The 13587-nt window shown below is 64.0% G+C and carries 11 protein-coding genes; 10 read left to right on the forward strand and 1 reads right to left on the reverse strand.

Annotation, left to right across the window (positions count from 1 at the left end; all coding sequences use genetic code 11):
• The first annotated feature begins 144 nt into the window (after positions 1-144).
• Both F2P46_RS07610 and F2P46_RS07615 read left to right on the forward strand, forming a co-directional pair.
• A complete protein-coding gene (locus F2P46_RS07610) occupies positions 145-486 on the forward strand; it encodes a hypothetical protein (RefSeq protein ID WP_166887035.1) in 342 nt (113 codons plus the stop codon).
• Positions 483-1325, forward strand: coding sequence for an HDOD domain-containing protein (locus F2P46_RS07615; RefSeq protein WP_166887038.1), 843 nt, complete (start codon positions 483-485; stop codon positions 1323-1325). The genes F2P46_RS07610 and F2P46_RS07615 overlap by 4 nt, the downstream gene beginning before the upstream one ends.
• 204 nt (positions 1326-1529) lie before the next feature.
• Here the strand turns inward: F2P46_RS07615 and F2P46_RS07620 are convergent, their stop codons facing one another.
• Complete coding sequence (locus F2P46_RS07620) at positions 1530-1871, reverse strand: hypothetical protein (RefSeq protein WP_166872052.1); 342 nt, start codon at positions 1869-1871, stop codon at positions 1530-1532.
• 606 nt (positions 1872-2477) lie between these two features.
• Between F2P46_RS07620 and miaB the strand changes: the two genes are divergently transcribed.
• The 8 genes from miaB to glyS all read left to right on the forward strand — a co-directional run bounded on the left by miaB (position 2478) and on the right by glyS (position 13587).
• Positions 2478-3839, forward strand: a complete 1362-nt coding sequence (gene miaB / locus F2P46_RS07625; RefSeq protein WP_166887041.1) for a tRNA (N6-isopentenyl adenosine(37)-C2)-methylthiotransferase MiaB — start codon at positions 2478-2480, stop codon at positions 3837-3839.
• Entirely contained in the window at positions 3836-4885 is a 1050-nt protein-coding gene (locus tag F2P46_RS07630) for a PhoH family protein (RefSeq protein ID WP_166872046.1), read from the forward strand. The genes miaB and F2P46_RS07630 overlap by 4 nt, the downstream gene beginning before the upstream one ends.
• Positions 4869-5333, forward strand: coding sequence for an rRNA maturation RNase YbeY (gene ybeY / locus F2P46_RS07635; RefSeq protein WP_166887044.1), 465 nt, complete (start codon positions 4869-4871; stop codon positions 5331-5333). Before F2P46_RS07630 ends, ybeY begins: the two co-directional genes overlap by 17 nt.
• Before the next feature lie 149 nt (positions 5334-5482).
• The gene (locus F2P46_RS07640; RefSeq protein ID WP_166887047.1) at positions 5483-7777 is read left to right on the forward strand and encodes a hypothetical protein; all 2295 of its coding nucleotides are present in this window, start codon (positions 5483-5485) and stop codon (positions 7775-7777) included.
• Between the two features lie 240 nt (positions 7778-8017).
• On the forward strand, positions 8018-8896 hold the full coding sequence (locus F2P46_RS07645; protein WP_166887064.1) for an HlyC/CorC family transporter: 879 nt from the start codon (positions 8018-8020) through the stop codon (positions 8894-8896).
• The gene (lnt, locus tag F2P46_RS07650; protein WP_166887067.1) at positions 8896-10452 is read left to right on the forward strand and encodes an apolipoprotein N-acyltransferase; all 1557 of its coding nucleotides are present in this window, start codon (positions 8896-8898) and stop codon (positions 10450-10452) included. The genes F2P46_RS07645 and lnt overlap by 1 nt, the downstream gene beginning before the upstream one ends.
• 103 nt (positions 10453-10555) lie before the next feature.
• Positions 10556-11482: a glycine--tRNA ligase subunit alpha gene (gene glyQ, locus F2P46_RS07655; RefSeq protein WP_166887070.1), complete on the forward strand. Its 927-nt coding sequence runs from the start codon at positions 10556-10558 to the stop codon at positions 11480-11482.
• Positions 11483-11499: 17 nt separating this feature from the next.
• Positions 11500-13587: a glycine--tRNA ligase subunit beta gene (glyS, locus tag F2P46_RS07660; RefSeq protein ID WP_166887555.1), complete on the forward strand. Its 2088-nt coding sequence runs from the start codon at positions 11500-11502 to the stop codon at positions 13585-13587.

Genomic DNA, 13587 nt, shown 5'->3' on the forward strand with positions numbered 1-13587 from the left:
CGCGATGCATCTCCGAATGTACGGTAAGCCCTTCTCATTGGCAAGAAATTGCCGTGTGCGGGTATGCAAAAAGTAAAGCTTTTTACGTGGCGCACAGGCCCGGACAGCAATGGTAAGATCGTAGCCTTACGAGGGAGGATGCCTATGAGCGCAGCTTACCAGCACCTGGCACTGGCCGAGGTGGCCCCGGGAATGGTCTTGTCCGACGATCTGCTCGACCGACAGGGACAGATCCTGTTGCCCAAGGGAGCGATCCTGACCGACCGCACCATTGCTTTGCTGCCCAGCCACGGCATCGACGCCGTCCCCGTGCTGCGCAGCGGCGCCGCGCCGGCCGCCAGTCCCCGACCCGACCACGCCGTCAGCGTGCAGCGCCTGGCGCTGCTGTTTCGCAAGCACAAGCCGGACGAACCGCACGACTGGGCCACCAGCGCCTTGCGCCGCTATATAGAAGACTACCGCGCCGCGCGCGAGGCCGCCTTGTGAGCGCCATCGTGCTCGACGACGTCCTCAAGCGCCTGGCCGACCTGCCCTCGCTGCCGGCGGTGGTGATGGAACTGCTCACCAGCATCGACCAGGAAGACATCGACATCACGGTGCTGGCCAAAAAAGTCTCGCACGACCAAGCCCTTACCGCCAAGACCCTGCGCCTGGCCAATTCTTCCCTGTACGGCTTGCAGGTGCGCGTGACCACCATCCAGCAGGCGATCACCTACCTCGGCTTCCAGACCACGCGCAACCTGATCACCGCCTCGGCCCTGACCGGCTGTTTCGCCGAGGGCCGCTGCGCCGCCTTCGATCACAAGGCGTTCTGGCGCCACTCGATCGGCAGCGCCTGCTGCGCCAAGGTGCTGGCGCGCAAGGTGCGCTTCAACCAGGATTACGCCTTCACGGCAGGATTGTTGCACGACATCGGGCGTCTGGTGCTGGTGAGCAGCTACCCTGATTTGTATCAACAAGTGATGGAATACCGCGCGGCCAACGATACGTATGTGCAAGATGCCGAGCTGGCGGTGATGGGTGTGGACCATGTGGAGGCCGGCGTGGCGCTGGCCGAACACTGGAATTTTTCGGATACCATGAAGATGGCGATTGCCTTTCACCATGATCCGGGCGCGCCGGACGCAGGCTTGCTGGCCACTATCGTGCATGTGGCCAACGCCATTGTGCATGCGCTCGACCTGGGGCGCGAAAGCGACGATCTGGTGCCCGCCGTGTCGCCGGTGGCGTGGACCGCACTGGGACTGAACGAAGAATGCTACCTGCAGGTGTTCCGCGAAACCGAACTGCAGTACGAAGAAATCACAACGATCCTGATGGGCTGACCGACCCGCCTCTGCATGCAGAGGCGGAATCAGGCGCCCCGTTCCGCTGGCATGACGGCCGGGAATTCCGAAAAACCGTAGCGAGCGGCACAAGTTTTGTCCGAGACACGCAGCCGTACGACTGTACGGTGAGCATCGCAGGGCAAAAATTGTGCCGCGCAGTAGGTTTGTCGGCGTTCCCGTGCAAGCGCCATGCCGGAGGACTTAGTGCGCATAGTTTCCGGACGTCGATGCGTCCGGTGCCGCCGGTTTTTCCTCGGTCGCTTTGGGGCGGCCTTGGGCGTCGGACAGGCGGTACTTGGTGCGCCGGTCGCCCATCAGGTCGCGCAGGTCGCGGATGCTCATGCCGGTCACTTCGTGCATGCGAATCAGCAGCGAGGCGCCGACCGGCAGGCGGTGGTGGCGGATCTTGCTGATGACCGGTGGCGCGACTTCGAGCATGCGCGACAGCGCCGCATCGTTTTTCAGCTGCATCTTGCCAAGCAAAATGTCGAGCAGATGGTTGGGGTTATAACTTTCCTGTGATGCCAGAGCATGGTGTGCCATGATTTTACCTCGTGGTGAGTGGTTGAAATAATGCCGTTACGAACTATGTTAAAGACCCATACGCGTCTTAATAAGTTCCCGGAAAATCGCCCTTGAGCGTGATTAAACAGAACAAATCTGATAACTGGCTTAAAAGCACGTTCCCGGATCGTATGCGCTCTGCGCTACTCACTTCCAACGCACTTGAAACTTCAAACACATTATTAGACTCATATGCCATAAGTACAACTTACCTGTGCATAGGTGACATTGTTTGAAATCAAGCTATCCGCCGGAAAGCTTGTCACATCGTCATTTCAACACAGCGAGACAAATTGTGGCGCACGCAAGAACTTTTCTTGTGCTCAGTCCGTTCACAGAATTCCCTCGGAACTCATTGATTTACAAGAAGAAATAGCTAAGCTCCAATCGGGCAATTGTGAAACATTTCTACTGGAAACTTTTCCGGGCGATATGGAAGAATGACGGGCGGCTAAGCCGGCCGTTGAACAGGCGCAATCCCGGGCTGTGCCGAGCTTGCCCTCGCGAACATGGCCGCCCCCGCTGATTTACGATAAACTGGCAACCCCGCCTGAAACCAGGCTGCAGCGCCACGTTGATCATTCCATGCAGAAAAAAGTCTTCATCAAAACCTTCGGTTGCCAAATGAACGAGTACGACTCGGACAAAATGGCGGACGTGCTCAGCGCGTCCGACGGCCTGGTTCGCACCGACACGCCGGAAGATGCCGACGTGATTTTGCTCAACACCTGCTCGGTCCGTGAAAAAGCGCAAGAAAAAGTCTTTTCCGACCTCGGCCGCCTGCGCGAGCTGAAACTGGCCCGCCCAGACTTGATTATCGGCGTCGGCGGCTGTGTTGCCTCGCAGGAAGGCGCCGCCATCGTCAAGCGCGCCCCGTATGTGGACATGGTGTTCGGCCCGCAAACCCTGCACCGCCTGCCGCAGATGATGCGCGAACGGCGCGCCAGCGGCGCCGCCCAGGTGGACATCAGCTTTCCCGAAATCGAAAAATTCGACCACCTGCCGCCGGCCAAGGTGGACGGCGCCTCGGCCTTTGTGTCGATCATGGAAGGCTGCAGCAAATACTGCAGTTACTGCGTGGTGCCGTACACGCGCGGCGAGGAAGTGTCGCGCCGCTTCGAGGACGTGCTGACCGAAGTGGCGGGCCTGGCCGCCCAGGGCGTGAAGGAAATCACCCTGCTCGGCCAGAACGTGAACGCATTTCGCGGCGTGATGGAAGGCGGCGACATCGCCGATTTCGCCCTGCTGCTCGAATACGTGGCCGACATTCCCGGCATCGAACGGATTCGCTTCGTCACCAGCCATCCGAAAGAATTCACCCAGCGCCTGATCGACGCGTATGCCAAGATCCCGCAACTGGTCGACCACCTGTACCTGCCGGCCCAGCATGGCGCCGACAATGTACTGGCCGCCATGAAGCGCGGCTACACCGGCATCGAATACAAGTCGATCATCCGGCGCATCCGCGCGGTGCGCCCGAACATGTCGATTTCGTCCGACTTCATCGTCGGCTTCCCGGGCGAGACGCAAGCGGACTTCGACGCGATGATGAAACTGATCGCGGACGTCGGTTTCGACACCAGCTACAGCTTCATCTTCAGCAAGCGCCCCGGCACCCCGGCCGCCAACCTGGCCGACGATACGCCGCACGACGTCAAGCTGGCGCGCCTGCAGCAGCTGCAGGCGGCCATCGACGCCAACACGCGCACGTACAGCGCCGCCATGGTCGGCACGGTGCAGCGTATCCTGGTCGAAGGGCCGTCGGTCAAGAACGCCGCCGAACTGCAGGGCCGCACCGAAAACAACCGGGTCGTCAATTTCGAACCCGGCATCAATGCGAGCGCGCTGATCGGCCAGATGGCCGACGTGCGCATCACCGAGAGTTTTAACTACACCCTGCGCGGCGAACTCGTTGCGCGCGGTGACACTTTAGCCTGCGCCAGTTGAAAACCAAGACCCCTATCCAGCCCCACTATTTCATTCCCGAGCCGCTCGACAACACGCGGCTGGCCCATCTGTGCGGACCGCTCGACGAGAACCTGCGCCAGATTTCCTCGGCGCTCGACGTGACCATTTTCCGGCGCGGCGAAAAATTCATCGTCAGCGGCCATAACGCCGAACACGCGGTCCAGATCCTGGAGCGCTTCTACGCCGTGGCCAACAAGATCGTTCCGATCGAAGAAGTGCAACTGGCGCTGGTCGAACAGCGCTCCGGCCTGCACAGCCAGCAAAGCCCGGACAGCACGCCGACCGAAGCGCTACCCGACATCGAGATCAACAGCCCGACGCTGAAAACGCGCCGCCACGACCTGCGCGGACGCACGCCGCACCAGATCCAGTACCTGCGCTCGATCCTCGAACACGACATCAGCTTCGGCGTCGGTCCCGCCGGCACCGGCAAGACCTACCTGGCGGTGGCCTGCGCGGTCGACGCGCTCGAACGCGACGCCGTCAAGCGCATCATCCTGACCCGTCCCGCGGTGGAAGCGGGCGAGCGCCTGGGCTTCCTGCCGGGCGACCTGACCCAGAAGATCGACCCGTACCTGCGCCCTTTGTACGACGCGCTGTACGACCTGCTCGGCTTCGACCGCACCCAGAAAATGTTCGAGAAACAGGTGATCGAGATCGCCCCGCTGGCCTACATGCGCGGGCGCACCCTCAATCACGCGTTTGTGATTCTCGACGAAGCGCAGAACACGACCGTCGAACAGATGAAGATGTTCCTGACCCGGATCGGCTTCGGCAGCAAGGCCGTGGTCACCGGCGACGTCACCCAGGTCGACCTGCACAAGACCCAAAAGAGCGGCTTGAGCGACGCCGTGCATGTGCTCAAAGACGTGCGCGGGATCGCCTTTACCCAGTTCTCCAGCGCCGACGTGGTGCGCCATCCGCTGGTGGCGCGCATCGTCGATGCGTACGAATCGGCCGCCTCGGTCGACGACCTGGCCGCCCTGCCGAAACCTGTTATCGCTAAAAATGTCCGCAAAAAATAAGCTGTCGCTGTCGGTCCAGTATCCCGACCCCCGCCTGCGCGAATCGATCACGCGCCCGAAAGTGCGGCGCTGGGTGCAGGCGGCGCTGTTGGCGCCGGCCGAACTGACCATCCGCTTCGTCGACGCCGAAGAAGGCCGCGTGCTCAATCGCGACTACCGCGACAAGGATTACGCCACCAATGTGCTGACCTTCGCCTACAACGAAGGCGAAGACGTCGCCGAGGATGAACCCACCCGCGCCGACATCATCCTGTGCACCGACGTGCTCGAAAAAGAAGCGCTGGAACAGAAAAAGACCGTGGAAGAGCATGCCGCGCACCTGATCGTGCATGGCGTGCTGCACGCGCAAGGCTACGACCATGACGACGATGAAGAAGCGAGCGAGATGGAGCAGCTCGAACGCGACATCCTCGCCGCGCTCGGCTACCCCGATCCGTACGCGTCCTGAAACCTCCGGCGACGCGCGCGCCTGTCACTTTCTTTCCACAATGCTAACGCTTTGATGGACCCGGAACGGGGCTCTGAAGTACCATACGGCACTGTATAAATCGTATGTACGGCGGCGCTGACGTGCCTTTGCACCTTTCCGGGATTTTCGTGACGACTTTTCTTTACCTGCAGCGCTTCGCCGATGGCGAAAGCGCTGTCATGCCTTTCGATGTCCTGCTTTCCATCCTCGCGCGCCACGGCAAACCCGGTCGCGGCCTGTACGACACCGAAATCACCTTCGCCAACGAGCTGGCGGCCGGCGCCACCCTCATCGGCGCGCGCAACGGCGGCGCCCTGTGCGTCGGCTTCGAACGCCCGCGCTTCGACGCGCCGCTGCGCGCACTGGTGTGGGAGTGCATGCGCGAGTTGGGCTGCGCCGTGTTCGACGACGCGCTCGAGATGGTGTACACCCCGCTGCACGGCGACTGCGCCCTGCCGCCGGCATTGATGGCCGCCTGCGCCAACGGCGTGCGCCGGATCGACAGCGCCCAGCAGCTCTGGCCCGACCAGTTGGAAACCCGCTTGCCGGACGTGGCGCCTCCCAGCCTGCGCTACGCCAAAGGCCTGCAGCTGTTCGACGAGGGCGACTTCAGCGCCAAGGAAATGACGATCGAGCTGGCACTCCGCCCCGAAGCCTGCAACGCCGCCACCCTGCGCGTGCTGCGCAACCTGACCGCGCGCGTCGACGCCGCCATTGGCGCCAATCCGCTCTACCAACCGTTCTACCGCTTCGTGCACGACGACAGCGCGCGCCTGTTCCTGGCGTCGGCGCAACTGGGGCCGCTGGCCCACAGCGCCACCATGATCAGCCCCGGTCCGGGCCTGTCCACGCACCGCCCCGGCTTTGCCAGCGAGCGCGGGATCGATGCCGGCGCCCGCGCCGAACAGGCCAGGCTGGCCGCCTTCGTGCGCGCCAAATACCAGCTCACGCTCGACGGCGGCGGCGCCAGCATCGATGCGCTGTCGGCCCTGCTCGACAAGTTGCACGCCTGGTACCTGCTCGAACGCGCCAAGCAGCCGGCCAACGCCGCCTTCAGCAGCCCGCTCGCCGCCAGTTGGGCGCTGCGCGCTGGCGACTACCTCGGTTGCGTCGTCGCCAGCCAGATCGGCGGCCAGTGGGGCGCCATCACGCGCGGCGGACAGCGCCTGGCGGTGGTGCGCACCCATCGCGGGCGCATCTGCCATCCGCACCTGCAAGTGCTCGACCACATCGTCAACGGCGCCGACGACAGCGTGGCGCGCTGGTACGCCCGGCTTGCCGTGAGCGACGCCAGCGCCTGCGCGCGCGCCGACGATATCGCCGCCCGCATCCCGCAGCTGTGCGCGCTGCTGCTCGGGGGCGACGCCGCCGCCCTGCCGCTCGCCGCGCAACTGGCGCGCGAGCAGCTCGATTACAGCGTGGCCTCGCTGCGCCACCTCGACGCCTGGCTCGGGCAGCTGCGCCAGCAGGGCGCGGCCGTGCCTGCGCCGGAACTGGAGCGCGTGATCGACGCGGCCGGCGCCTATCTGGGGGAAGTCGTGCGCGGCAACACGGCGGACCCCGGCCAGTGGCAATGGATGAACTACGACGACATGGTGCGCGCCTATCCGGCCTTTGCGCGCCAGCGTGCGCGCGCGCGCGGCTTCATGGCTTTTCTCGACAGCGTGGAACACACCACCTACCCGCTGGCCACGGTCGCCACCCTGCTGGCCGACGCGCGCGCCGAATCGCTGCAGGACTACGCGCGCAAGCTGCTGCCGCAGGCCGCCGACGAACGCGCCGGGCCGCTGGCGCCGGGCGAGATCGAACAATGGCCGGCCGCTCCCGCGATGGCGCTGGCGCTCGACCAGGTCCGCAACGCCGTCATGAAGTGGCGCCGCACGGCCACGCCGGCCGACTACGCCGCCACCTGCGCCGACAACCCGGGCTGGCTGGGCGGCGACAGCCTGGCCGAGATCTACCGCCGCCAGCATCTGCTGCTCGAAAGAGGCATGGTGGTGTGGGCCGCGCTGGTCCAGGCCGACAAGGCCCTGTTCGCGCAGGGTCCGCACGACATGCCGGCGCTGCTGGCGTACAGCCTCGAGCGCCATTTCGAAGCGCGCCCGCAAGCGCTGCACCGCATCGCGCAAGAGCTGTCTGCGTACAAGGGCAAGGAGGCGCCGGCCGCGCTGCAACACATCACCCACTGCCTGGCCGCCGAACAGCAACGCCCGCAGGACATGGCGGTGCCGGACATGCTCACGCAGCGGCGCGTGATGATCTCGTCCTTCCTGGCGATCCGCAAGCACATGCCGGCCGACGTGCTGCACGGCGCCTGGTTCCCGGTCTTGACCCACCCGGACACCCTGTGCCTGATGATCGCGCCGCGCGCCTTCTGGCCGCCGGAACTGGCCAGCGCATGGACGTCGGGCGCGATGGTGTAAGCGGCGCCGGCGAGAGGGGCGCGCTATTTCCCGCAGCCGCGCGAGCGCCTCGCTCGCCAGCGCGCCTTTCCCGCGACTGCCCGTTGATGCCCACCAACGGCGCAACGGTGGCCGATGCCGGCGAAGAAGCCCGGCCCAGCGCCATCGTGTCCCGCCTGTCGGCCCCAGTTCCGCTTAAAAAACAGGCAACCCCGCTTTTGGTGTATCCTACGCCTATCGCAACAACGGCTCACGCCAACTATGCCAGAGCACCCTAATGACGTCCGAACGGACGCCAAGACCCACCGGTCACTGTTTGAACGCCTGACCGCACTGATCTCTCCCGAGCCCGAAAACCGCGCCGAGCTGCTTGAAGTGCTGCACGACGCCCATGAACGCAACCTGATCGACGCCGATGCGCTGTCCATGATCGAAGGGGTGTTCCAGGTCTCGGACCTGTCCGCGCGCGACATCATGGTGCCGCGCTCGCAGATGGACGTCATCGACATCAGCAAGCCGATCGAGGAATGGATGCCGCAAGTGCTGGAAACAGCCCACTCGCGCTTCCCTGCCATCGAGGGCGAACGCGACAAGGTGATCGGCATCCTGCTGGCCAAGGACTTGCTACGCTACTACGCCGAAGAAACGTTCGACGTGCGCGAGATGCTGCGTCCCGCCATCTTCATTCCCGAATCGAAACGCCTCAATGTGCTGCTGCGCGATTTCCGCGCCAATCACAATCACATGGCCATCGTCGTCGACGAATACAGCGGCGTTGCCGGCCTGATCACGATTGAAGACGTGCTCGAGCAGATTGTCGGCGACATCGAGGACGAATACGATTTCGATGAAGAAGAAGACAACATCCTGTCGATCAAGGAAGGCCAGCTCGGCCCGCGCTGGCGCATCAAGGCCTTGACCGAGATCAGCCAGTTCAACGAAGAACTCGGCACCAACCTGCCCGAAGACGACGTCGACACCATCGGCGGGCTCGTTGCCAGCCACCTCGGGCGCATGCCGCACAAGGGTGACACCTTCGACGTGGCCAACCTGCGCTTCGAAGTGTTGCGTGCCGACGCGCGCCAGGTGCACGTCTTGTTGGTGGAAAAACTTCCGCTGCCCGAAGACGAACACGATTGATGTTGCGCCGCTCGACCGTTCCGCTCGATCCGGTGCTGCGCGCTCCCCGCACCACGCTGTTGCCCATGCTGTTCGCCGCCCTCGCGGGCGCGTCCTGCGTGCTGGCGTTCGCGCCGGTCGGCTGGTGGCCGCTGCAAATCCTCGCGCTCGCCTTCCTGTTCTACCAGCTCGGCATGGATACCAATGTGCGCCGCAGCAGCCTGATCGGCTGGGCCTTCGGCTTCGGCTGGTCGGTTGCCGGCATGCATTGGCTGTACATCACCATGAATCGCTTCGGCAACATTCCGGGACCGATGGCGGTGGCGGCGGTGTGCCTGCTGGGCGCCTACATGGGCTTGTTCGGTGCGTTCGCCAGCGGCTTTTCCACCTGGCTGCGGCGCCGCTGGTCGCTGCCGGTCGCCAGTTTCCTGCTGCTGGTGTTGCCCGTGATGTGGGGCCTGTCGGACTGGATGCGCGGCTGGGTACTGACCGGCTTCCCCTGGGTGGCCACCGGCTACGCCCATAACGCCAGCCCGCTGGGCGGCTACGCCCCCATCGTCGGCGTGTACGGGATCGGCGTGATTGCCGCCGTGTGCGCCAGTTGCATCGTCATGCTGACCCAGCGCGCGCGCTGGCTGGGCATGGGTTTGCTGGGCGCCATCCTGGCGGCCGGCTACGCACTCACCTTCGTGGCCTGGACCGCACCGCAAGGCAAGCCGATCAGCGTGCGCCTGTTGCAGGGCAACGTCGAGCAACAGAAAAAGTTCGATCCGGACCACGTACTGCGTGCGCTGGAGATGTATCGCGGCATGATCACCGCCCAGCCGGCCGACCTGATCGCCCTGCCGGAGACGGCCATCGCCAGCTTGCCCCAGTACCTGCCGCCCGATTATCTGCCGTCGATCAAGAAATATGCCGCCGCCACCGGCAGCCACATCCTGTCCGGCATTCCCATGTCCGACGGACCCGACAGCTATGCCAACAGCGTGATCGGCGTCAACCCGTCCGGTCAGGATTACCGCTACGACAAGCACCACCTGGTGCCGTTCGGCGAGTTCGTCCCGGCGGGCTTCCGCTGGTTCGTCGACATGATGCGCATTCCGCTGGGCGACATGAGCCGCGGCGCCGACGTCCAGCCGGCGTTTGCCGTCAAGGACCAGCTGGTGCTGCCGAATGTCTGCTACGAAGACGTGTTCGGCGAAGAAATCGCCATGCAGCTGCGCACCATGCCGCATCCCGCCACGATGCTGCTGAACGTGTCGAACCTGGCCTGGTTCGGCGAATCGGTGGCGATTCCCCAGCATGTGCAGATGTCGCAAATGCGCTCGCTCGAAACCGGGCGGCCGATGCTGCGCGCCACCAACACCGGCGCGACGGTCGTGATCGATGGGCGCGGCAAGATCGTCCATGCCCTGCCGATGTACAGCAACGGCGTCCTGGCGGCCCAGGTGCAGGGCATGGGCGGCATGACGCCGTTCATTCGCATGGGCAATTATTTGTTCCTGCTACTTTCGGCGCTGGCGTTCGGCGTCGCCTGGTTCTCGGGTCGACACTTTGCAAAAACGCAGCAAACATGACATTGTCGTCACTTGCCCCCCAGCGTCCCGCTAAAACCCGCTAAAATTGGTCGTTTTAGCAAACTCATTCGTTCGCGCCGTCAGCCGCGCGACAGCCACCAAGATGCTCACATTTCAACAAATTATCCTGACCTTGCAAACCTACTGGGACAAGCAGGGCTGCGCCTTGCTCCAGCCATACGATATGGAAGTCGGCGCGGGCACCTTTCACACAGGCACCTTCCTGCGCGCCATCGGACCGGAACCGTGGCGCGCCGCCTACGTGCAGCCCTCGCGCCGCCCGAAAGATGGCCGTTACGGCGAAAACCCGAACCGCATGCAGCACTACTATCAGTATCAGGTGGTCCTGAAACCGGCGCCGGAAAACATCCTCGACCTGTACTTGGGTTCGCTCAAGGCGCTCGGGCTGGACTTGCAAAAGAACGATGTGCGCTTCGTCGAAGACGACTGGGAAAGCCCGACACTGGGCGCCTGGGGCCTCGGCTGGGAAGTCTGGCTGAACGGCATGGAAGTGACCCAGTTCACCTATTTCCAGCAAGTGGGCGGCCTCGATTGCAAGCCGGTGCTCGGCGAAATCACCTACGGCATCGAACGGCTGGCCATGTACTTGCAGGGCGTCGAGAACGTGTACGACCTGGTCTGGACCGAATGGGAAGAAAACGGGGCGGCCGGCGCTCCGGAGATGAAGTCGCTCAGCTACGGCGACGTGTTCCATCAGAACGAAGTCGAGCAATCGACCTATAACTTCGAACACGCCAACACCGACCTGCTGTTTACCCAGTTCGCCAACCACGAATCGGAAGCCAAGCGCCTGATCGAACTCGAACTGACCCTGCCGGCCTACGAGCAGATCATGAAGGCTTCGCACAGCTTCAACATGCTCGACGCGCGTGGCGCCATTTCGGTCACCGAACGCGCCGCCTACATCGGGCGCGTGCGCACCTTGTCGCGCCTGGTCGCCCAAGCCTATTACGACTCGCGCGAAAAGCTGGGATTCCCGATGGCTCCCAAAGCGCCGCTCGCCGCCTGAAAGATAAAATTAGAATGATGAATCAAACCCTACTCGTCGAACTGCTGACCGAAGAACTGCCGCCGAAAGCGCTGGCCAAACTGGGCGCCGCTTTCGCCGCCGGCATTGTGAACGGACTCAAATCGCGCGACTTCCTCGGCGACGACAGCGTGGCGACAAGCTACGCCTCGCCGCGCCGCCTCGCCGTCTCGATCACCGGCGTGCGCGCCATGTCGCCCGATAAATCGGTGCGCGAAAAAGTCCTGCCGGTCAGCGTCGCACTTGACGCCGACGGCAAGGGCACCGCGCCGCTGGCCAAGAAGCTGGCCGCCCTGGGCGTGCCGGACCTCGATATCGCGACCCTGGAACGCGCCGTGGACGGCAAGGCGGAAAGCCTGTTCTACACCCGCCAGGTGGCCGGCAGCGCCTTGCAAACCGGCCTGCAGGCCGCGCTTGAAGAATCTTGCGCCCGCCTGCCGATCCCCAAATTAATGAGCTACCAGCGTCCGGACGGCGCCACCGTGCAGTTCGTGCGCCCGGCCCACAAGCTGGTCGCGCTGCATGGCGCCGACGTCGTGCCCTTGACCCTGCTGGGCCTGGCCGCCGGCCAGCAAACCCTCGGCCACCGCTTCCTGACCGATGGCGCGCCCTTGACGATCGCCCACGCGGACCAGTACGCGGCCACGCTCGAAGCCGACGGCAAAGTGATCGCCAATGTCGAGGCGCGCAAGGAAAAAATTCGCGCCGCGCTGCTGCAAGCGGCCGGCGCCGACCAGGTGCTGATGCCCGAGTCGCTGCTCGATGAAGTGTCGGCGCTGGTCGAGTGGCCGGTGGTCTACGAGTGCCGCTTCGAAGAAGAATTCCTGGCCGTGCCACAGGAATGCCTGATCCTCACCATGCAGACCAACCAGAAGTATTTTGCGCTGACCGATGCCGCCGGCAAGCTGCGTTCGCGCTTCCTGATCGTCTCCAACATCGAGACGGACGATGCGCAGCACATCATCGGCGGCAACGAGCGCGTGGTGCGTCCGCGCCTGTCCGACGCCAAGTTCTTCTTCGAGCAGGACAAGAAGAAAACGCTCGAGTCGCGCCTGCCGCTGCTGGCCAATGTGGTCTACCACAACAAGCTGGGCACCCAGGCCGCGCGTTCGCAGCGCGTGGTGGCCATTGCCACCGACATCGCCCGCACCATGGGCTACGACGAACAACTGGCCGCGCGCGGCGCGCAACTGTCCAAGGCCGACCTCTTGACCGACATGGTGGGCGAATTCCCCGAGCTGCAAGGCATCATGGGCACCTACTACGCGCGTCACGACGGCGAGCCGGAAGAAGTGGCCTTGACCGCGACCGAGCACTATCAGCCGCGCTTTGCCGGCGACACCCTGCCATCGACCGACACCGGCACCGCCGTGGCCCTGGCCGACAAGCTCGAAACCCTGGTCGGCATCTGGGGCATCGGCCTGCAGCCAACCGGCGAAAAAGATCCGTTCGCACTGCGCCGCCACGCGCTGGGCGTGCTGCGCATGCTGGTCGAAAAGCGCATGGACGTGTCGATCATCCAGTTGCTCGGATTCGCCAACGCGCGCTTCGAAGGCATCGCCGGCTTCACCGATCCGGTGCTGGACGTGCGCGCCTTCATGTTCGAGCGCCTGCGCGGCGTGCTGCGCGAGCGCGGCTTCTCCGCCAACGAAGTCGAAGCGGTGCTCACCTCGCACGTCGATCGCCTGCACGACATCGTCGCACGCCTGGAAGCGGTGCAAGCCTTTGCCGCCCTGCCGGAAAGCGTTACCCTGGCCGAAGCGAACAAGCGCATCACCAACATCCTCAAGAAAAACGGCGCCGTGGCCGAAGAACCTTCCGAAGCGCTGCTCAAGGAAGACGCCGAACGCACCCTGTTCGCGGCGATTGCGCGCGTGCGCCCCGAGATCGACGCGGCCTTTGCGGCGCGCGACTTTGCCGGCACGCTGAAAACACTGGCCCAGCTGCGCGACGACGTCGCCCGGTTTTTCGATGACGTGATGGTGATGGACGAAGACCTGGCGCTGCGCAACAACCGCCTGGCGCTGCTGTCGGTCCTGCACGGCATGATGAACCGCGTGGCCGACATTTCGAAGCTGGCGGCCTAG

Origin of the sequence: Massilia sp. CCM 8734 (genome assembly GCF_011682155.1) — a bacterium.
Classification (GTDB): Bacteria; Pseudomonadota; Gammaproteobacteria; order Burkholderiales; family Burkholderiaceae_D; genus Telluria_A; species Telluria_A rubra.